Annotated in this window: 18 protein-coding genes and 1 tRNA gene; 5 read left to right on the top strand and 14 right to left on the bottom strand. The window is 63.8% G+C overall.

The genetic code is table 11. The annotated features are described in order from the left end of the window. The 3 genes from sufB to GEU01_RS07550 form a co-directional block, all read right to left on the bottom strand. The gene (gene sufB, locus GEU01_RS07540) at nt 1-1,491 is read right to left on the bottom strand and encodes a Fe-S cluster assembly protein SufB (protein ID WP_010506401.1); all 1,491 of its coding nucleotides are present in this window, start codon (nt 1,489-1,491) and stop codon (nt 1-3) included. Between the two features lie 20 nt (nt 1,492-1,511). Next, nucleotides 1,512-1,973: an SUF system Fe-S cluster assembly regulator gene (locus tag GEU01_RS07545; protein WP_010506403.1), complete on the bottom strand. Its 462-nt coding sequence runs from the start codon at nt 1,971-1,973 to the stop codon at nt 1,512-1,514. Between the two features lie 122 nt (nt 1,974-2,095). Then, the gene (locus GEU01_RS07550; RefSeq protein WP_019085591.1) at nt 2,096-3,391 is read right to left on the bottom strand and encodes a DUF445 domain-containing protein; all 1,296 of its coding nucleotides are present in this window, start codon (nt 3,389-3,391) and stop codon (nt 2,096-2,098) included. Nucleotides 3,392-3,545: 154 nt separating this feature from the next. On the opposite strand from GEU01_RS07550, the gene GEU01_RS07555 reads away from it, so the two are divergent. Next, nucleotides 3,546-6,350: a phosphoenolpyruvate carboxylase gene (locus GEU01_RS07555; RefSeq protein WP_019085592.1), complete on the top strand. Its 2,805-nt coding sequence runs from the start codon at nt 3,546-3,548 to the stop codon at nt 6,348-6,350. Continuing rightward, on the top strand, nt 6,331-7,194 hold the full coding sequence (locus GEU01_RS07560; RefSeq protein ID WP_019085593.1) for an MBL fold metallo-hydrolase: 864 nt from the start codon (nt 6,331-6,333) through the stop codon (nt 7,192-7,194). The genes GEU01_RS07555 and GEU01_RS07560 overlap by 20 nt, the downstream gene beginning before the upstream one ends. Nucleotides 7,195-7,444: 250 nt before the next feature. Here the strand turns inward: GEU01_RS07560 and fusA are convergent, their stop codons facing one another. The 4 genes from fusA to GEU01_RS07585 form a co-directional block, all read right to left on the bottom strand. Then, nucleotides 7,445-9,532 carry an elongation factor G gene (fusA, locus tag GEU01_RS07570; RefSeq protein ID WP_019085595.1) on the bottom strand — a complete coding sequence of 696 codons (2,088 nt, stop codon included), beginning with the start codon at nt 9,530-9,532 and terminating at the stop codon, nt 7,445-7,447. A gap of 216 nt (nt 9,533-9,748) precedes the next feature. After that, on the bottom strand, nt 9,749-10,048 hold the full coding sequence (gene rpmB / locus GEU01_RS07575) for a 50S ribosomal protein L28 (protein WP_010506414.1): 300 nt from the start codon (nt 10,046-10,048) through the stop codon (nt 9,749-9,751). Between the two features lie 181 nt (nt 10,049-10,229). Then, on the bottom strand, nt 10,230-10,496 hold the full coding sequence (locus tag GEU01_RS07580; protein WP_010506416.1) for a hypothetical protein: 267 nt from the start codon (nt 10,494-10,496) through the stop codon (nt 10,230-10,232). 99 nt (nt 10,497-10,595) lie between these two features. After that, nucleotides 10,596-12,437, bottom strand: a complete 1,842-nt coding sequence (locus GEU01_RS07585) for an ABCB family ABC transporter ATP-binding protein/permease (protein WP_019085596.1) — start codon at nt 12,435-12,437, stop codon at nt 10,596-10,598. Between the two features lie 112 nt (nt 12,438-12,549). On the opposite strand from GEU01_RS07585, the gene GEU01_RS07590 reads away from it, so the two are divergent. The 3 genes from GEU01_RS07590 to GEU01_RS07600 all read left to right on the top strand — a co-directional run bounded on the left by GEU01_RS07590 (nt 12,550) and on the right by GEU01_RS07600 (nt 16,737). Then, nucleotides 12,550-13,401 (top strand): NUDIX hydrolase, encoded by an 852-nt coding sequence (locus GEU01_RS07590; protein ID WP_019085597.1) that lies wholly within the window; start codon nt 12,550-12,552, stop codon nt 13,399-13,401. 28 nt (nt 13,402-13,429) lie between these two features. Beyond that, the gene (locus GEU01_RS07595) at nt 13,430-15,511 is read left to right on the top strand and encodes a S9 family peptidase (RefSeq protein WP_019085598.1); all 2,082 of its coding nucleotides are present in this window, start codon (nt 13,430-13,432) and stop codon (nt 15,509-15,511) included. 71 nt (nt 15,512-15,582) lie between these two features. Beyond that, nucleotides 15,583-16,737 (top strand): AI-2E family transporter, encoded by a 1,155-nt coding sequence (locus GEU01_RS07600; protein WP_019085599.1) that lies wholly within the window; start codon nt 15,583-15,585, stop codon nt 16,735-16,737. An 89-nt stretch (nt 16,738-16,826) separates the two neighbouring features. Here GEU01_RS07600 and GEU01_RS07605 read toward each other — a convergent pair. From GEU01_RS07605 to rpmF, 7 genes are all read right to left on the bottom strand, one after another. Then, nucleotides 16,827-16,900: transfer RNA gene (locus GEU01_RS07605), tRNA-Pro, on the bottom strand. 84 nt (nt 16,901-16,984) lie between these two features. Continuing rightward, nucleotides 16,985-17,194: a hypothetical protein gene (locus tag GEU01_RS26730; RefSeq protein ID WP_042710805.1), complete on the bottom strand. Its 210-nt coding sequence runs from the start codon at nt 17,192-17,194 to the stop codon at nt 16,985-16,987. A 5-nt stretch (nt 17,195-17,199) separates the two neighbouring features. After that, the gene (locus GEU01_RS23960) at nt 17,200-17,757 is read right to left on the bottom strand and encodes a MerR family transcriptional regulator (RefSeq protein ID WP_232272448.1); all 558 of its coding nucleotides are present in this window, start codon (nt 17,755-17,757) and stop codon (nt 17,200-17,202) included. Beyond that, nucleotides 17,754-18,077 (bottom strand): integration host factor subunit alpha, encoded by a 324-nt coding sequence (locus GEU01_RS07615; protein ID WP_010506428.1) that lies wholly within the window; start codon nt 18,075-18,077, stop codon nt 17,754-17,756. Before GEU01_RS07615 ends, GEU01_RS23960 begins: the two co-directional genes overlap by 4 nt. A gap of 99 nt (nt 18,078-18,176) precedes the next feature. Then, nucleotides 18,177-19,148 (bottom strand): beta-ketoacyl-ACP synthase III, encoded by a 972-nt coding sequence (locus GEU01_RS07620; protein ID WP_010506430.1) that lies wholly within the window; start codon nt 19,146-19,148, stop codon nt 18,177-18,179. Between the two features lie 84 nt (nt 19,149-19,232). Further along, nucleotides 19,233-20,321, bottom strand: coding sequence for a phosphate acyltransferase PlsX (gene plsX / locus GEU01_RS07625; protein ID WP_010506432.1), 1,089 nt, complete (start codon nt 20,319-20,321; stop codon nt 19,233-19,235). A gap of 153 nt (nt 20,322-20,474) precedes the next feature. Further along, entirely contained in the window at nt 20,475-20,678 is a 204-nt protein-coding gene (gene rpmF, locus GEU01_RS07630; RefSeq protein ID WP_010506434.1) for a 50S ribosomal protein L32, read from the bottom strand. Between the last annotated feature and the right edge of the window lie 21 nt (nt 20,679-20,699).

The following is a 20,699-nucleotide window of genomic DNA, read 5'->3' on the forward strand; positions in this document are numbered from 1 at the left end:
TTAGCCCACGCTGCCTTCTAGGCTGATCTGCAGAAGCTTCTGCGCTTCCACCGCGAATTCCATCGGCAGTTCCTTCAGGACATCCTTGCAGAACCCGTTCACGATCAGGCCCACAGCGTCCTCTTCCGACAGGCCGCGCTGGCGGCAGTAGAACAGCTGGTCTTCCGATATCTTGGATGTCGTCGCCTCATGCTCCACGCGCGCGGACATGTTGCGGCTTTCGATATAGGGCACGGTATGCGCCCCGCAACGGTCACCGATCAGCAGGCTGTCGCACTGGGTGAAGTTACGGCTGCCCGATGCCTTGGGCATCATGCGCACCAGCCCGCGATAGGTGCTGTCGGACTGCCCCGCGCTGATGGTCTTGGCGATGATGGTCGAACGCGTATTACGCCCGATATGGATCATCTTGGTGCCGGTATCGGCCTGCTGGTGGTTGTTGGTCACCGCGACGGAATAGAATTCCCCCACCGATCCCTCACCCTGCAGGATGCATGACGGGTATTTCCACGTAATGGCCGACCCGGTTTCCACCTGCGTCCATGAAATCTTGGACCGCGCCCCGCGGCACGCGCCGCGCTTGGTCACGAAGTTGTAGATGCCGCCCTTCCCGTTCTCATCACCGGGGTACCAGTTCTGCACGGTGGAATACTTGATCGATGCATCTTCCATCGCCACCAGTTCGACCACGGCGGCATGAAGCTGGTTTTCATCGCGCATCGGCGCCGTGCAGCCTTCAAGGTAGGAAACGGACGCGCCATCTTCCACCACGATCAGGGTACGCTCGAACTGTCCGGTATTCCGCGCATTGATGCGGAAATAGGTGGACAGCTCCATCGGGCAGCGCACACCCTTGGGCACGAACACGAAGGAGCCGTCGGTAAACACGGCGGCGTTCAGCGCGGCGTAAAAATTATCGGTCACTGGCACCACGCTGCCCAGGTACCGGCGCACCAGTTCGGGATGTTCCTGCACCGCTTCGGAAATGGGGCAGAAGATCACGCCCGCTTCCTGCAGCGTCTTGCGGAAGGTGGTGGCGACGGACACGCTGTCGAACACCGCATCCACCGCGACGGGCGCGCGCGCCTCCTGGCCTTCGGGCACTTCCACGCCTGCCAGCATCGCCTGTTCATGCAGCGGGATGCCCAGCTTTTCATAGGTGCGCAGCAGTTCGGGATCGACCTCTTCCAGCGACTTGGGGCCGGGTTTCCTGCGCGGGGCGGCGTAGTAATGCACGTCCTGGTAATCGATGGGCGGGTGCCTGACCTTGGCCCATGTGGGTTCGCGCATTTCCAGCCATGAACGGTAGGCCTTCAGCCGCCATTCCAGCAGCCATTCCGGCTCCTTCTTGCGGCTGGAGATCAGGCGGATCGTGTCCTCGTTCAGGCCCTTGGGGGCGATATCCATTTCGATATCGGTCTCGAACCCCCATTTATAGGTGTTCTGACCCAGGGTTTCGACCGTCTTGCGGGTTTCGGCTACTGCCGGCATGTGTCTTTCCTCCCCCTGTTTCAGGCCGTGGCCGCGGGCCCGCCGGGCATGGACGGCGCGCGCAGGCCGCCCAGTCTGTCAGTGACTGTATGGTTCTTCATGTCCGCCAGCGTGATGGCGGACAGGGCGTTGCGGATGGCGGCGTTGACCATGTCCCACTGCCCGCCCAGGCCACAGGTGGACCGGGCGTCACAATCGCCGCCATCCACGCATGTCGTCAGCGATATGGGACCATCGATCGCCTGGATCACGGTCGCGATGGAGATTTCCTCCAGCGGGTGGGCCAGCCTGTAGCCGCCCCGCGCGCCGCGCTGTGATGTCACGATGCCCTGTGTCGCGAGAATCTTGAGCACCTTGGCCACGGTGGGTTCGGGAATGCCGGTCGAACGCGACAGGACAGGCGAGGTCGTGACCTCTTCCTTCTGTCCCAGCCGGACCAGAGCCACGACGGCATAATCGGTCAGTTTCGACAGTTTCAGCATTCCGCTCTCCCGCCTGTTCCGGCCCGCCTGCATAATTGGACCGAAACAGTACTGTTTCCTGAAGTTTCAGATGGGCTACCAGCCACGCGTCGTCAAGTCCAATCGTTGCATGCAACCCTGCCCTATCCGATACCGGTCCCGAATATCAGCTGTAATAGCACGGACAGCCCGCACCCGGCCAGAAACCCGACCAGCGTGCCATTCAGCCGGATATATTGCAGATCCTTACCTACACGCAGTTCCAGGCGGTCGCTCAGGCTTTCCGCATCCCATCCATTGACCACCGAGTAAATAAACCGCGACATGCGGTCGCGCAGGAACGGCAGGCTGCTCATGATCATGCCACGCGCGCCATCATTGATCCGTTTGCGCATGGTGGCGTCATGATACATCTGTTCCGCCAGGCGCTGCAGTGCGTCACGCACAATGGAGGACAGCCATCCGCGATCCCCCTTGTCCATGTCTTCCTCGATCAGGCGGCGCAGGCGGTGCCACACGTCACTGCTCCAGCCACGCACGCTGTCATGGGTCAGCACGCCCATCACGGCGTCCGTGATATCGCGCCGGCGCACCGGATCCTGCTCGATCCGGTCGATCTCGGCCCGGACCCATGTGGTGAAGCCTTCACGCAATTCTGAATTCTGCGGGTCGATGCGGTCCAGTTCCTGCCCCGCGGCCAGCAGCACCTTGGTCGCGATCGACCCGCCAATGGCCCAGCCCAGCACGCGGCCGCCCTGTTCGCGCACGCGTTCCTCGATCATCATGCGCAGGGCGGGTTCCTTGGCCTTGATGCCTTCCTTCAGCCGCGACAGCAGGAACGACAGCACTTCCTGGTGGCAGTCCCCTTCCACCATCGCGCGCAGGCTGCGGGTAATGACGGGGGCGATTTCCTCCCCCCCCAGCAGGGTCGGCAGCATGCGCGCGATGGCGGAACTCGCCCGCCCGTCCTCCAGCCGGTCCAGCACGTGCGGCACCGATCCCAGCACGGCGCGGTTGATCATGTCCGCCGTTTCCGGTTCCTGCAGTATGTTGCCAAGGATGGCAGGCAGGTCGATGCGGTTGAATGCGGCCTCGACCTCATGCTCCGTGAACACGTTGGTCGAGACGAAGCGCCCCAGCGCCTGCGCCAGCCGTTCCTTCTGCGCGGGCAGGATGGCGGTATGGGGAATCGGCAGCCCCATGGGCCTGCGGAACAGCGCGGTCACGGCAAACCAGTCCGCCAGCCCCCCCACGACCCCCGCCTTGGTGCCCGAGCGCAGGATTTCCAGCCACGGACGGTCCGCCAGCCAGCCCATCTGCGGCAGGGCGTAACCCGCCACCGTCAGCCCGGCCATGGCTGCCAGCAGGCCGGTCGCAGACCGTTTGTAACGCAGCAGCGTATGCCGCGCGTCCTGATCCGTTTGTGGAATACCGTTCATGAAGTCCTTGATACCATTGTCTCCCCTCCAGCCCAAGCAACACTCGGTGTAACGCGCCAAATAGGCGTGAATATGCCATGGTGGACATTGCGGGCCGCCGCCGAACATGGGATTTGGAAAAGACCATGACGATTTTTCATGACAGGACAACACGATGACCGAAGCCGCCGCGCGGACTGTTTCCGACCTGCTGCAACAGGCGGAACAACTGATTGCCAGCCATGACGAAACCGCAACCGGCAGCCCGGTCATGGCGCTGGCGCGTCAGATCGGCCGCCAGATGGCCAATGGCGCCCTGTCGATGGAAATGGTGGAGGAGATCGTGCGCCTGCTGCGCGACCGGGCCTTTGCCGGGCGGGCGCACCATATCGCCGTCTATCTGGATGGCCCCGACGATGCGGTGGTCGCGGCGCGCATGCGTGACGTCGCCCGCCGCATCGTGCAGCCGGACCCCGATGACAGCCCCGTACCCATCGCGCGCTTCCGCGCCGCCATCGAACGCAGCCGCTTCGCCGCCGTGTTCACCGCCCACCCCACATTCGCGCTGGCCAACCCGGTATACGAGGCGCTGGCGGACCTGGCCTCCACCAACCCGGCCGAGGCGCCGGCGCATGTCCCCGCCTTCCTGACGCATCGCCGCGTCGGGCCGCCCACGCTGGATGAGGAGTTCACGCTGGCGACGCAGGCCATCCTGCGCGGACGCAACGCGCTGGACCGGCTGAACATCATCCTGCTGTCCGAAGCGCGGACCCACTGGCCGCAGCTGTGGTCCACGCTGGCGCCACGCCCCATCATCATGACCAGCTGGGTTGGCTATGACACCGACGGCCGCACCGATATCGGCTGGTGGGACACGCTGCGCCTGCGGCTGCGCATGAAGCAGATGCAGCTTGCGCGCCTGCATGACCAGATCGAACCCGTGAACAGCTGCGCCAATGACCTGCTGCCGCGCGTGCAGACCGCGCTGGAAACCGTCGCGGCCCAGATCGCCGCCTGCCCCACCGGGCCGGAACCCGAAGCGGTGTCACGCTTTGCTGATGTGCTGATCACCCGCAGCGCCGACGCGCTGACCAGCACCAATGACCTGAACGCCGCCTTCAGCGAGGCAATCGACGCCGCGACCCCTGAAGACAAGATGACCCTGGCGGTGGCGCGGGCGGGCTTCATGGCGCATGGCCTGTCGGCGGCGCATACGCATACGCGCCTGAACGCGACACAGCTGCATAACATCGCCCGGCAGCGGCTGGGCATTACCGACAGCCCCGACATCCCGGCCCAGCGCCGCGCGCTGATCAGCCGCATGAACGACGCGCTGGAAACGGTCCAGCCGGTCGAGATCGATTTCGGCTCGCTACTGATGGAACAGGCCAGTGCCGGGCGGCTGATGATGACGGTGCGCCAGATCCTGCGCCATATCGACCGCACCAGTCCCATCCGCTTCCTGATTGCCGAGACCGAGACCGGCTACACCCTGCTGACCGCGCTGTGGCTGGCGCGGCTGTATGGCGTGGCGGACATGATCGAGATCTCGCCCCTGTTCGAGACACAGGAAGCACTGGAAAACGGCGAGCAGATCATTGAGGAAGCCCTGCGTTCCCCCCACTGGCGCGCCTACCTGCAGCGCACGCGCAAGCTCAGCCTGCAGTTCGGCTTTTCCGACTCCGGCCGTTACGTGGGGAAGCTGGCCGCGACCTACCTGATCGAACGGCTGCGTATCAAGGTATGCGACCTGCTGCGCAAATGGGATCTGGCCTTTGTCGAGGTCATCCTGTTCGACACGCATGGCGAAAGCATTGGCCGTGGCGCGCATCCCTACCGGCTGGCGGACCGTTTCGACTACCTGTCCCCGCCGCACGCCCGCGCCCGCTTTACCCGCGCAGGCATCCAGATGCGCGAGGAAACGGCCTTTCAGGGCGGTGACGGCTATCTTCTGTTCGGCACGCAGGCCCTGGCGGACGCCACCGTCAGCATCATTGCCGAACATGCCTTCGCCACCACCACGCTGGACCGTGACCCGGTCTATGATGAACCGGATTTCTCGGCCGATTTCTTCGCCACCATCGCCAATGGCATGACCGGGCTGGTGGAAGATCCCGGCTATGCCGCCCTGCTGGGCGCATTCGGGCCGTCACTGATCGACAAGACCGGGTCGCGCCCGTCCGCCCGGCAGAGTGACGCGGCATCGACCGTAACCCGCATCAAGCATCCCAGCCAGCTGCGCGCCATTCCCAACAACGCCATCCTGCAGCAGCTGGCATGGTGCGCGAACACGTTGCAGGGGCTGGGCACGGCGGCGGCGCGCCACCCCGAAACGTTCGAGAAATACCTGGCGGAAAGCCCACGCTTCCGCCGCGCCATGGATTTCGCGGCCCATGCCCTGGCCCATTCCGACCACGGCGTGCTGCGCGGTGTCATCCGCCTGCTGGACCCTGATATGTGGCTGGAACGCGCCACCGCGCAGAAGGACCCCGGCCGCCAGGAAGCCTGCCTGTCGCTTATGCACGGGCTGGAAAACCTGGATTTCTGGGCCAGCACGCAGGCGATGTTCCGGCGCATCCAGTCCGATCACCTCGCCCTGCGGCGCGCATGGCCCGACGCCCCGCGCATGCGCCCTGATGAACTGCTGCTGCATGCCATCCGCATCGCGATCATCGAGCAGATCTGGCTGCTGTCCACACAGGTACCCTATTTCTCGCCCCGCCATGCGTTTTCGCGTGACGTGCTGACGCTGAAGGTGCTGTGCCTGGAAATCCCGGGGGCGTTGGCGGAACTGGAAAATATCTTCCTCTACCGTTCGGATGGCAGTTTCGACCTTGATTTCCATGAACCGCACGGCCCCCGGCAGGAAGGCACCTACCACCGCGAATACACCGAGATTTTCGAACCGATGCAGCGCCTGTTCCAGATGGTACGCGAAATCAGCACCGGAGTGATGCACCATGTCGGCGCCTTTGGCTGAAGCATCACGCAACGGGTGGCGGATCAGTGAACCGCCACCGCCCTATGGCGTGGCGTTGCCCCAGACACCCACCATATGTCGGGTGGTGGCGAACAATCCCGGTCCCATGACCGGCAACGGCACCAATAGCTGGCTGGTGGACCACGGAAGGGGCTGCGTGGTCATTGATCCCGGCAGCACCGACCCCGCCCACCTTGACGCGCTGGTGGCCGCGGCCGGCGATCGGCCGATTACCCATATCATCCTGACCCACACCCATGCGGACCATCTGGCTGGCGCACGCCCGCTGGGGGCACGGCTGGGAATCCCGGTCTGCGGTTTCCATGCCAGTGCCGAGCCGGAATTCACCCCCGATATCGGCCTGCGGGATGGCGATGAAATCGCGGAACTGCGGGTGCTGTACACACCGGGGCATGCCAGCGATCATATCTGTCTTGAAACGGCGGATGGCATCATCTTCACCGGGGATCATGTCATGGGCTGGTCCACCACCATGGTGCCCCCCGCCCCGCATGGTTCGGTGCAGCAGTTTCTGGACAGCATGGACTACCTGGCGCAACGCAACAGCCACCTGCTGCTGCCAGCGCACGGTCCCGCCATACCGCATGTCAAGGCCTGCATCGAAGGGCTGGTCGCCCACCGCCGCGCACGTGAAAACAGCATTATCGCGCTGATGCCGGTCGAACCGCGTACGCTGGATGAAATCGTGGACAGCATGTACCACAACCTGCGCCCCGGCCTGCGCCGTGCGGCACGACTGAACCTGCACGCGCATCTGGAAAAGCTGGAACAGGATGGCCGGGTGCGCCATCAGGCCGGCCGGTGGATGAAAATCATTCCCTGAGAGACTGCCTGAAAAGTCAGCTCAGAAAATATCCCTTAAATCATCAGGACGTTTTTGAAAAAAACCGGCGCAGCACCGGCAGGGAGCGCGTCCGCCACGGTCACAGCCGCCACCCATTTCCTGCAGGCATCTGATCGGAAATAACGCAGGACAGGCACGCCATGCCCATGGCGCCATACCGGTCAGGCATAAAAAAAACCGGCCCCCTTGCGGAGGCCGGTTTCCTTTTGATGCTCTCTCTCGAGAAAGATCAGGCGGACTGCGCCATGATCTCTTCCGCGACATTGCGGGGCACCGGATCGTAGTGGTGGAACTGCATCGTGAAGGATGCACGGCCCTTGGTCATCGAACGCAGGTGCGAGATGTAGCCGAACATTTCCTTCAGCGGCACCATCGCACGGACCATGACGGTCGAACCTGAGGTTTCCTGGCTCTGGATCATGCCACGGCGACGGTTCAGGTCACCCACCACGTCACCGACGTGATCGTTCGGGGTGGTCACTTCCACGTCCATGATCGGCTCAAGAATGACCGGACCGGCCTTCTTCATGCCTTCACGGAAGCAGGCCTTCGCCGCGATTTCGAACGCCAGCGCCGAGGAGTCAACGTCATGGTACTTGCCGTCCAGCAGCGTGAACTTGAAGTCCACCGTGGGGAAGCCAGCCAGCACGCCGGTCGTAGCCTGCGCCTGAATGCCCTTGTCCACCGCCGGGATGTATTCCTTCGGCACGGTGCCGCCGACGACCTTGTTCTCGAAGGAGATGCCTTCGTTACGCTCGACCGGCGCGAACTCGATCTTCACTTCCGCGAACTGGCCCGAACCACCCGACTGCTTCTTGTGGGTATAGGTTTCGGTATGCGGCTTGGTGATCGTTTCACGATACGCAACCTGCGGCGCGCCGATGTTCGCGTCCACGCCATATTCACGACGCAGGCGGTCGATGATGATGTCGAGGTGCAGCTCGCCCATGCCGGACAGGATGGTCTGGCCCGTTTCCTGGTCGGTCTTCAGGCGCAGCGAGGGATCTTCGCCGGACAGCTTCTGCAGCGCCAGCGTCATCTTTTCCACGCCGTCCTTCGTCTTCGGCTCGACCGAGATGTCGATGACCGGGATCGGGAAGCTCATGCGTTCCAGCACGACCGGATCGGCCGGATCGGCCAGCGTGTCACCCGTCTGCGTGTCCTTCAGGCCAACGAACGCGGCGATATCACCGGCGTGGACTTCCTTCAGTTCATCACGCTTGTCAGCGTGCATCTGGAAGATACGGCCGATACGTTCCTTGTGGCCCTTCGTGGTGTTCAGCACGGTGTCACCGGTGCGCAGCACGCCACGATAGACACGCACGAAGGTCAGCGTGCCGTATTTGTCGTTGATGATCTTGAAGGCGAGGCCAGCGAACTTGCCATCCGGGTCAACCGGGATGATCGGCAGCTTGTTCTCGTCCACTTCCTCGTCTTCCGGCGGGGCGATGCGGATGCCTTCCACGTCGTCCGGCGCAGGCAGGAAGTCGATCACGGCGTCGAGCAGCGGCTGGACACCCTTGTTCTTGAACGCGGTGCCGCACAGCACGGGACGGAAGTCACCCTTGATGGTGCCCTTCTTGATGCAGCGCTTCAGCGTCGCAACATCCACGTCGCCCTTGTCGAAATATTCTTCCATCGCCGCGTCATCAACGGACAGCGCGGTGTCCAGAAGGTTCTGGCGGGCTTCGTCGGCCTTTTCCTTCAGGTCGGCGGGAATTTCCTCGTAATGGAACTTCGCACCCAGTTCACCACCTTCCCAGACGATGGCGCGCATCTCGATCAGGTCCACCACGCCAACGAAGTTTTCTTCGGCGCCGATGGGCAGCTGCAGCGGGATCGCGACGATGTCCAGCTTCTCCTTCAGCGTGCTGAAGGCGTAGTAGAAGTCGGCGCCGGTACGGTCCAGCTTGTTGATGAAGATGATGCGGGGCACGTTGTAGCGGTCAGCCAGACGCCAGTTGGTCTCGGACTGCGGCTGCACGCCGGCCACGCCTTCGATGATGAAGATCGCGCCATCGAGCACGCGCAGCGAGCGGTTGACCTCGATGTTGAAGTCAATGTGGCCCGGGGTGTCGATGATGTTGATGCGGCGGCCTTCCCACTCACACGTCACGGCAGCCGAGGTGATCGTGATGCCGCGCTCACGCTCCTGCGCCATGTAGTCGGTGGTGGTGTTGCCTTCGTGCACCTCACCGATCTTATGGGACACACCGGTGTAGTACAGGATACGCTCGGTGGTGGTGGTCTTGCCGGCATCGATATGCGCGGTAATACCGATATTGCGAATCAGGGACAGATCAGACTTGGCGGACACGGGGGAACCTCCACAAGACAACACGGGCGCGAAGGGGAACCTTTCCCTTTCGCGCCTGCCGGAACCGTAAGCTGCTTCCGCCATCAGTCTTTTTCAACATGGACGACGCAGACCGGCACAGCGGAACAATGCACCAGACTTCAGTCAGGCTTCATCTACGACGGACGGGCCGCCGCCACCCCGGCATTGCGGGGTGGTGGCCGGCCCTGTCGCGTATCAGGCTACAGCGGCCTTCTTTTCCTGAACGCGCAGGATACGGCGCTTCACCGTCATGGCTTCCGGCGTCAGCTTGCGGTTCGGGGTGGACAGCAAGAACGCGTCCAGGCCGCCATTGTGTTCGACCGTGCGGATGCCATTGGTGGTCATGCGCATGGGAACCGCCGTACCGAGGATATCGGACAGCAGCGAGGTTTCCTGCAGGTTGGGCAGGAAGCGACGGCGGGACTTGTTGTTGGCGTGGCTGACGTTGTTGCCCGTCAGCACGCCCTTGCCTGTGATCTGGCAGCGGCGAGACATTTTATCATCCTCGGATATAACTGTGGCCGAGGCATAAATGCCCGGCAAGGATCGTCTAGATTAGGCGCGGCTTATCGCCAAACCACCGCCAACAGTCAAGATGCATAAGCATGATTCGGCGTTTTTTGTCCGGCATGGGGGGCAAAGCGTGGCATTTCATCCCCACTTCACCCCTGCGGGATCAGCCAGCCTTCTGGTCGTGGTCGGGGTGCAGTTCGCCCGCCTGCACGCTGTGCAGCGCGTTTTCCAGCATGGCCTGCATGGTCTCGCGCCCCATGGTGCGCGAAAGAAGCCCCAGTGACCCGCCCAGCAGGGCGGAGGCAATGGCCACCGGCGGCAGGTTTTCACCCAGCATGTATTCGATGGCCTTGTCCACCACCGCGCCGCAATGGCTCAGTTCGGGGGGGATGGCGTCCCCTTCGGGGGGCGGGTTGTTCGTATCCGTCATGTCGTGGCTCCTTCTAGCGTTCTTCCTGATATGTACTTCCCTGCCGCCGCTGACCAGTGCGGGGCGGTCATGCGCGCGCAACCGCCGTGCCGGCGCGGGTCAGGTCCCGGCGGCTTCCTCCTCCGCCTGGATCGCCCACATTTCGGCATACAGGCCGCCATGTTCCAGCAGGGCGCGGTGGGTGCCGCGCTCCAGTATCCGCCCCTGCCCCATCACAAGGATTTCATCCACATCGACAATGGTGGACAGCCGGTGGGCGATGATGATGGTCGTGCGGTTGGCGGCCACCGTGTGCAGGGCGGTCTGGATTTCCTGCTCGGTGCGGGTATCCAGCGCGCTCGTCGCCTCGTCCAGCAGCAGGATACGCGGATTCTTCAGGATAGTGCGAGCGATCGCCACGCGCTGCTTTTCACCCCCCGACAGCTTCAGCCCGCGTTCGCCCACCAGCGTGGCGTACCCTTCGGGCAGGGTCATGATGAAATCATGGATGCAGGCCAGCTTCGCCGCCTGCTCCACCTCCGCCTGCGTGGCGCCAAGGCGGCCATAGGCGATGTTGTAGCCGATCGTGTCGTTGAACAGGATGGTATCCTGCGGCACGACCCCCACCGCGCCGCGCAGGGCCGCCTGCGAATAGTCGCGGATGTCGTGCCCGTCGATCAGGATACGGCCCGATGTCACGTCATAGAACCGGAACAGCAGGCGGCTGATCGTGGACTTGCCCGCCCCCGTCGGGCCGACAATGGCCACCCGGTGGCCCGCGGGGACATGGAAGCTGACCCCGCGCAGGATCTCCCGGTCGGGGCGATAGCTGAAATGCACGTCCTCGAAGCGGATGTCGGCGGCAGGTGCCTCGTCCAGCCGCGCGGGCAGGCCGAGCGCATGCGCGGAATCGGTAATGTCGGCCTGTTCGTCCATCAGGGCGAACATGTGTTCAAGGTCCACCAGCGAATTGCGCAGCGAGGAATACACGCTGCCCAGAAAGTTCAGCGGCAGGTAAAGCTGCATGAGGTAGGTATTGACCAGCACGAAATGCCCCACCGTCATGTGGCCTGCCTCCACATCGCGCCCGGCCATCAGCATGACGGCGATCAGGGCGACCGCGATGATTGCCGCCTGCCCGAAATTCAGGCCGTTGAGGGAGATCTGGGTGCGGATGGCGGCGGCTTCGTACCGCCGCTGCGCATCTTCGTAGCGTCTGCGTTCGTGTTCCTCGTTGCCGAAATACTTGACCGTCTCGTAGTTCAGCAGGCTGTCCAGCGCCTTCCAGCTGGCTTCGCTGTTGATGTCGTTCATCTGGCGCCGCAGCCCGATCCGCCACGAAGTGAACTTGATGGTGAACAGCACATACGCCGCCACCGCCACCAGCATCACCACCGCGTAGCGCCAGTCGAACAGGCGCCAGATCACGACAATGACCATCAGCGCCTCGATCAGGGTCGGCACCACGTTGAACACGCCCACGCGCAGCAGGGTCTCGATCGCTTCCGTCCCGCGCGCGATCGCCCGCGTCACCCCGCCCGACTGGCGGTTGAGGTGAAAGCGCAATGACAGCTGGTGCATGTGCGTGAAGCTGCGCATGGCCGCGATCCGGCTTATGCGGTAGCGCAGCGGGGCGAACAGCGCGTCGCGCAATTCCCCCAGGCCCGCCGCCGCCATGCGCAGCAGGCCATATCCCACGATCAGGACCAGCGGCATCATCGCCGCGTGTCCCGCCACGGGCTGCAGGGCGTCAATCACCCGGCTGTAGGCATAGGGCACGCCAATGGTGGCGACCTTGGCCGCGATCAGCAGGATGCACACCCCTACCACGCGCAGGCGGGTACGCATGTCATTGCGGGGCCACAGATAGGGCAGAAGGCCGCGCAGGGTGGCGGCGGCGGAACGTTCCGGCAGGTCCTGCCGGGTCTTGTCGGAAACAGCCATATGCACGGCATGTGGCATAGGTCGGGCGTTTTGCAACCCATATCTCCCTGTCATTCCGGCGCACCCGAAGGATTGTCAGCCCCAGGGGCAGCCGGTATGCCAGCCATGGCCCGAAGGACAGGGATGGATCATGTCACGTAACCTCGATGGTTTTTTTCGTCATATCGCCGCCTGCAACACGGCGGTCCTGCCCGGTGGGCGGCTGGAATTCCGGCTGGGCGCGCAGCCCGCGGGGTGGGTGCAGCCCGACCTGCTGCCGGTCCTGCTGCGCCACGGCATGACGCATGCGGGGGACAGCGTTACCCTGGATGACCCCGCAAGGCTGGAACAGATCGGGGAAGCCATGGCGCGGGAGGGGGTGTACCGCTCCCACCACGAACTGTTTGACGTCTGGACCGACATGGACCAGCCGCCGGTGGCCCGCATTGACAGGGGGGCGCTGCCGCTGTTTGGCCTCATGGCGGCGGGGGTGCACCTCAATGGCCTCGTGCGCCGGCCTGACGGGCTGTATCTGTGGATCGCCCGGCGGTCCATGACCAAGCGGCTGGACCCCGGCAAGCTGGACCATCTGGTGGCCGGCGGCATCCCGGCGGGACACACGGCGGCACAGGCACTGATCAAGGAAGCGGGTGAAGAAGCCAGCCTGCCGCCCGAACTGGTGGCGCGCGCCCGCCCCACGGCGGACATCCGCTACGCGCTGGACCGGCCCGAGGGGCTGCGCCGCGACGTGCTGCACTGTTTCGAACTGGAACTGCCGCCCGATTTCGTCCCCACGCCCGCCGATGGGGAAGTGGAGGAATTCCGCCTGATCCCACTGCAGGAAGCCTATGTGCTGGTGCGCGATACCGATGAGTTCAAGTTCAACGTGAACCTTGTGCTGATCGACCTGTTCCTGCGCACGGGCATGATTGACCCCGCCACCCCCGAAGGCCAGCGCCTGCGCCGCGGCCTGACCGGCTGGCACGCCCCGAAAACCGACTGATCCACCGCCCGCGCGCAAGGACCATGCGATGACCCTCCCCCCCGTTCCCCGCAAGATACCCCGCACCATCACGCAGCTTGGCCGCACGCGGCAGGATGAATATGCGTGGATGAAGGACGACAACTGGCAGAACGTGCTGCGTGACCCGTCCCTGCTGCGCCCTGACATTGCCGGACACCTGCGGGCGGAAAACGCCTATACGCAGTCCATCCTGGCGGGAACGGAAGCGCTGCAGGAACAGCTGGTGGCGGAAATGAAAGGGCGGATACAGCCCGACGATACCTATCCCGCCATTCCCCACGGGCCATTTTCCTACCAGACCGGCTATGCGGCGGGCGCGCAGTATCCCGTCTACAGGCGCTATCCCACCGGCCAGCCGCAGGCGGAGGAGGTGCTGCTGGATGTCAACGCGGCGGCCAGCGGCCACGACTATTACGCCATCGCCACCGCCAGCCATAGTCCCGACCACACCCTGTTCGCCTATGCCGAGGACACGCAGGGGTCCGAAATCTACCGCATCCATATCCGCGGACTGGCCGGGACGGGCGGGACCGCCCTGCCGCCTGTTGACAACTGCAGCTGGGCGTTCGTCTTCTCACCCGACAGCCGGTTCCTGTTCTGGGTCTGGCGGGATGAACATGGCCGCCCGGCCCGCGTTTATCGCCGCCGCATCGGGGAAGATACGGATACGCTGGTCTATGAGGAACCCGATCCCGGCTTTTTCGTGGGCGTGGACGCAACGCGTTCGGGCGGGTGGATCATCATTTCCTCCGGCAACCACGATACGTCCGAATCCTGGCTGATCCCCGGCCATGACCCGCAGGCCGCACCCGCATGCGCCGCCGCGCGCCAGACGGGGCTGATGTACGGGCTGTATCATCAGGGCCAGCACTTCATCATCCTGACCAATGCTGATGGCGCGTATGATTTCAAGATCATGACCACGCCGGACAGCGCGCCGGGGCGTGAAAACTGGCGCGACCTGGTCGGGCATGAACCCGGCCGCTACATTACCGACTGCATGGTCTGGTCGGGCCATGTCGCATGGCGTGAACGCCGGGATGCGAATACACGCATCGTCATCCGAGACCTGCAGGGCAATGCCCATGCGCTGGAACCCGATGAAGCCGCCTATGACCTGACATTCGCCGGCGGCTACGAATACGACACGACCGAACTGCGTTACGTCTACCAGTCCCCCACCACGCCCCGGCAGTGGCATGCGCAGGACATGACGACGCGGGCGGACCGGCTGCTCAAGCAGCAGTCCGTGCCGTCCGGCCATGACCCGGCGCAGTACCGCTGCTGGCGGCTTACGGCGCAGGCCCCGGATGGGGAACTGGTGCCCATAACCGTGCTGGGGCGCCACGACACGCCCATGGACGGGTCCGCCCCGCTGTTGCTGTATGGCTACGGGTCGTATGGCCATGCCATCGACCCGGTGTTTTCCACCCGCACGCTCAGTCTTGTGGACCGTGGATGGTTTCATGCCATTGCCCATGTCCGTGGTGGTTCGGAAAAGGGCTGGAACTGGTTCCTGGGCGGACGCGGACGTAACAAGCCCAATACCTTCACCGATTTCATCGCCTGCGCCACCACCCTGACCGATGCGGGCTTTGGCACGCCGGGACGGATCGTGGCCGATGGCCGTTCGGCGGGCGGCATGGTGATGGGGGCGGTCGCCAACATGCGCCCCGACCTGTTTGCGGGGATTGTGGCGGTGGTGCCGTTCGTGGATGAACTGAACACCATGTCCGATGACACCCTGCCCCTGACCCCGCCGGAATGGCCGGAATGGGGCAACCCGCTGAACGACCCGGACGCCTATGACCTGATCGCAAGCTATGCCGCGTATGAACAGGTGGCCCCGCGGGCCTATCCCGCCATCCTGGCCATGGGTGGGCTGACCGATCCGCGTGTCACCTACTGGGAACCGGCGAAATGGGTTGCGCGCCTGCGTGACCACAACCGGTCGGACCGGCCCATCATGCTGCGCACGAACATGGAAGCAGGCCACAGGGGGGCGACGGGACGGTTCGATTCCCTTAAGGAAGCCGCCCTGATTCATGCTTTTGCCCTATGGGCCGTTGAAACGACGCCCCCGACATAGGATTAATGTCATTGCTGGAACGATCCCGTTAACACCAGCACCCATATCGACCGAGCCCGTTTTCCAGAGGAATGACCATGACGGATCCCTACAACGCGGATCAGGATCAGGCAGGCGCCCCCATGCCGGGCCGCCGCATGGATCCTGCATCCACGATGCGAACCTTCCGGTCATTCAGCGAAACCCAGCGCACGCAGCGCATGGCGCGCGCGGGCCTGGCGCTGTTCTTTGTCCTGCTGGCGCTGTACACCGTGCGCGGCTTCCTGCCATCGCTGATCTGGGGCTGCATATTCGCCATCGCATCGTGGCCGCTTTACGTGCGGGCGCGCAGGCGATGGCATTCACGCGCGCACCGGACATTGCTGCCGGTCCTGTTCACGCTGGTCGTCGCGCTGATCTTCCTCGGGCCACTGGCGCTGTTCGGGCTTGAAGCGGGGCGTGAGGCGGAAGGTGTGCTAAGGCTGCTGAACGATGCGCGCCATTCCGGCATTCCCGTCCCGCCATGGGTCGGCCGCCTGCCCTATGGGCAACAGACGATCGAAACATGGTGGAACCAGCACCTGACAAATCCCGCCGATGTCTCGGCCCTTCTCGGGTCCATGAATATCGGTCAGGGCGTGAAGGTGACACAGCAGCTTGGATCACAGGTGCTGCACCGTGTGCTACTGTTCGCCTTCGCCATCCTGACGCTGTTTTTCCTGCTCAAGGACGGGGATTCGGTTATCCGCCAGTCCCTTAATGTCTCCCGCCGCGCCTTTGGCAAACGGGGGGAACGGATCGCGCTGCAGATCATCGCCTCCGTCCACGGATCGGTATCGGGGCTGGTGCTGGTCGGTATTGGCGAGGGCATGCTGATGGGCCTTGCCTATCTGGTCGCCGGCGCGCCCCACCCGTTCCTGTTCGGCGTGATAACGGCCATTGCCGCCATGATCCCCTTCTGCGCCCTGATCGCCATCAGCGCCGTGGCCATATTGCTGGTGATCAATACCGGGGCGGTACTGACCGCCATCGCCATCATCCTGTTTGGCATTGCCGTGATCCTGCTGGCGGACCATCTGGTGCGCCCTGCCCTGATCGGCGGCTCGACCCAGTTGCCCTTCCTGTGGGTGCTGACGGGCATTCTGGGCGGGGCTGAAAGCTGGAGCCTGCTTGGGCTGTTTGTCGGGCCGGCCATCATGGCGGTGCTGCACATGCTGTGGCTGAACTGGAGCCGCGCGCGTTACTAGCGCGCCGGCGGCGGATACAAAAAAAGCACCCTGTTACAGGTGCTTTCATCGGGGCGTTTGCCCAAAATCTTTAATCGCAGACAGGGATATCGGGCAGGCGGGATTCGAACCCACGACCCCCAGTCCCCCAGACTGATGCGCTACCAGGCTGCGCTACTGCCCGCCTGTCTGCGATGCGCAGGGTGTAGCAGGCCATCAGGGGGACGGCAAGTCACGATCTGCGCAAAACTGAAAAAAACCGGATAAATCAGACCGGCACCATTTCCCGCAGGGCCTGCAGTTCCACCAGCACGCCACGCAGGCTGTCGCGCAGCACGGTATTTTCCGCCTGCAGGCGCTCAAGTTCGATCATGACGATCTGCTCCAGCGGCATTTCCGCTTCATCCGCCGTTTCGCCTTCCGGCGGTGTCGTGGCCTCGGACACCGCTGCCGCAGTGGCCGGGGCTTCTTCCGCCACGGGTTTTACCGACGGGGATGCCTGAGGTTCGGCGGGNNNGTATCGGCTACCTGTATGGTGGCTTCCTCGACAATCGTAACCTGTTCGATAACCGTGGCGGCTTCGACCGGGGGCGCGTGTTCCGGTGCGGGCGTGGGGGCAGGCGCTTCGGCCGCGGCCCGCACTTCCGCCACCGGCGGGACCGATTCCACAATTGCGTCAGGGATCACCGTATGGACAGCGGGGATTTCCAGCGTGGCTGGCGTGGCCATGCTCGCAGGCGCCGGATCCGCGGCAAGGGCCGCCTGCCCCAGTTCGGCCTGCGCCTGTGCAATCGACAGCTTGCGGACATACAGCAGGTCGGCGATCTGGCGCAGCACCGCAATATCCTGCGGGCGATAGTAGCGCCGCCCCACCTGCCCACGCAGCGGCTGCAGCTGTGGAAAGCGGGATTCCCACATGCGCATGACATGCTGGGCCAGGCCGAGTTCACGCGCGACCTCGTAAATGGGCAGGCTGTCCGTGCCCGGCTGCGTCACATCATGCGTGGGCGCGGTCCGGGCCGGGTCATGCTGCGTGCTCATTCCTCGTCTCCTTCCGGCGGGTTTTCACCACTGGACTGTCCATTGACATGGGCACGAAGCAGCTGGCTGGGGCGAAATACCAGAACAGAGCGCGGAAGAATCGGGACTTCCACGCCCGTTTTCGGATTACGGCCCGTACGCTGTCCCTTCTGCCGGACAGAAAAGGTGCCAAACCCGCTTATTTTCAGGGTATCGCCGGTTTCAAGTGTCCGTGCCATCCGTTCCAGAATATCTTCCAGAATATCGGCGGATTCATGGCGGGACAGCCCGACCTGATCATATATCTGTTCTGCCAGAGTGGCGCGCGTCACGGTGCTCATGCGTAAACGTTATGCATGCGCGCCACCATAGTCAATTGAATGTATTCAATGAACGGGCGGTTTATTGCGCGCCCATTTCAATGTGGTACCGAAACGACATTACAGCCGCGCCAGCGCCGACCCCCATGTCAGGCCACCACCCAGCGCTTCCATCAGCACAAGGTCGCCCTTGCGTATGCGCCCGTCGCGCACCGCTTCGTTCAGCGCCAGCGGGATGGAAGCGGCCGATGTATTGGCATGCCGGTCCACCGTCACTACCACCCGCTCCGCCGGCAGGGCGAGCTTGCGCGCCACGCCGTCGATAATGCGCAGGTTGGCCTGGTGCGGCACCAGCCAGTTCACGTCCGCATGGGTCAGGTTATTGGCGGCCAGCGCCTCGTCAACCGAAGAAGACAGCTTGCCCACCGCATGGCGGAACACCTCGCGCCCGTTCATGCGCAGGTGGGCAGGTCTGTCATGCTGCCCGGTGGCGCCGTCCACATACAGCAGGTCGCCGTACTGGCCATCGGAATGCAGGTGGGTGGACAGGATTCCGGCATCACTGTCCTGTGGTCCGGCGGAAGTCAGGAACACCGCTCCCGCCCCGTCGCCAAACAGCACGCATGTCCCCCGGTCCGACCAGTCGAGGATACGCGAATAGACTTCGCTGCCGATGACCAGCGCGGAGCGGGCCTGCCCGCTGCGAATCAGCGAATCGGCCATGGACAGGGCATAGATGAACCCCGAACACGCCGCCGCAAGGTCAAAGCCGAATCCGGATGACATGCCCAGTCCGGCCTGCACGCGCACGGCGGTGGAAGGAAAGGCCTGGTCCGGCGTGCTGGTGGCAACGATTACGGCATCGACATCCGCCGGTGTCGCGCCCGCGTATTCAAGCGCGCGGCGCGCGGCCTCTGTCGCCATGGATACGGCGGTATCGTTTTCACCGGCGATATGGCGCTGGCCAATGCCGGTGCGGCCGCGAATCCATTCGTCGGATGTATCGAGCCGGGATGCCAGTTCATCATTGGTAACGATCCGCTCAGGCAGATAACCGCCGAACCCGGACAGAAGCGAGCGTTTCGCCGTCATGCCTGTTTTTTCCACCAATCTCATCTTACATGCACGGGTGGAGACAGCCATGACAGCCTGCCCGCCACACCGGATGCTACAGGGTCAGGATGCAGGAACCGCCTGCTGGTCCGGCGTCACCTTGACGGATGTCAGCTTTTCCATATGCGCAAGACGGTCACGTATGCTGTCGGTAAAGCGGTGGGTGACCATGTCCATCGCCACATCGACCGCGGCGGCGAAGCCTTCGGCATCCGTGCCACCATGTGACTTGACCACGACACCGTTCAGGCCGACGAACACCGCGCCATTATAGCGCCGCGGGTCCAGCCATTCCTTCATCCGTTCCAGTCCCGGACGCACCAGCAGGTAGCCGATCCGCCCCAGCAGGCTGGAGGTAAAGACCTGCCGCAGGAGGGTGAACGCCATTTTCAGCGCCCCTTCCCCGGTTTTCAGGGCCACGTTTCCGGTAAAACCATCCGTCACCACCACGTCGGTCGTGCCCGCCGTGATGTCGTGCCCTTCGACAAAGCCATGGAACTGTCTGGCCAGCGCGCTGCCTCGCAGCACCTCGGCCGCCTGGCGCAGGCGTTCGTCGCCCTTCAGTTCCTCCGACCCGACATTCAGCAGGCCGATCGTGGGCGCGGGCAGCCCCAGCACCGCCTTGGCGAAGGCTTCGCCCATGATCGCGAATTCCACCAGGTTGCGCCAGTCGCACGACACGTTCGCGCCGAGGTCGAGCATGACCACGTCGCCGCGTGTCGTGGGGCTGAGCGCCGCCATTGCCGGACGGCTTATGCCGGGGAGTGTCTTGACCACGATCTTGGCCAGCGCCAGCATCGCCCCGCTGTTGCCAGCGGACACGACGCCCTGGGCCGCGCCCTTGGCCACCGCGTCCATGGCCAGCCGCATGGAGGAATCGCGCACGCGCAACGCCGCCGTGGGCTTCATGTCCATCGGGATGGCCGAACCGGCCGGAAGGATTGTGCAGATGGCGGCCGCGCGTGGATGGCGGCTCAGAAGGCCGGACAACTTTGCCTCATCCCCCACCAGAAGGATTCTGGCCGAAGGATGTCGGTCTGCCGCAATTGCCAGTCCAGCCACTACAACTTCCGGACCACCATCCCCACCCATGCCATCTATGGCCAGGGTATAGGACCCAGTCTCGGAAAAGGAGGAACCTGTCTCGCTCATGCTCGTCTTGTGCCGGGTAAGAAAGGAACGCGCAAGATCGGGGAGTACAACTTTGACACACCCCTGTCCCGCGCGACCCGGACGGGACGGCCACAGGCACGCCCACGCGGACCGCGCCCCTGACCGGGTAATGACGCCAGTCGCGTCCTGTTATCAGGCGCGGACCGCCGTCTTCAGCGCCTTGCCGGCGGAAGCGACTTCGCGACCGTCATAATGCCCGCAATGGCTGCAGACGTGATGCGGGCGCTTGAGTTCACCGCAGTTGGAGCATTCCGCATGTGCGGGCACGCTCAGCGCAGCGTGGCTGCGACGCATGCCACGACGGGACGGCGAGGTTTTTCTCTTGGGTACAGCCATGGGCCTGGGCCCCTCCGATCT

It is taken from the genome of Komagataeibacter europaeus LMG 18890, from assembly GCF_000285295.1.
Lineage (GTDB): Bacteria > Pseudomonadota > Alphaproteobacteria > Acetobacterales > Acetobacteraceae > Komagataeibacter > Komagataeibacter europaeus.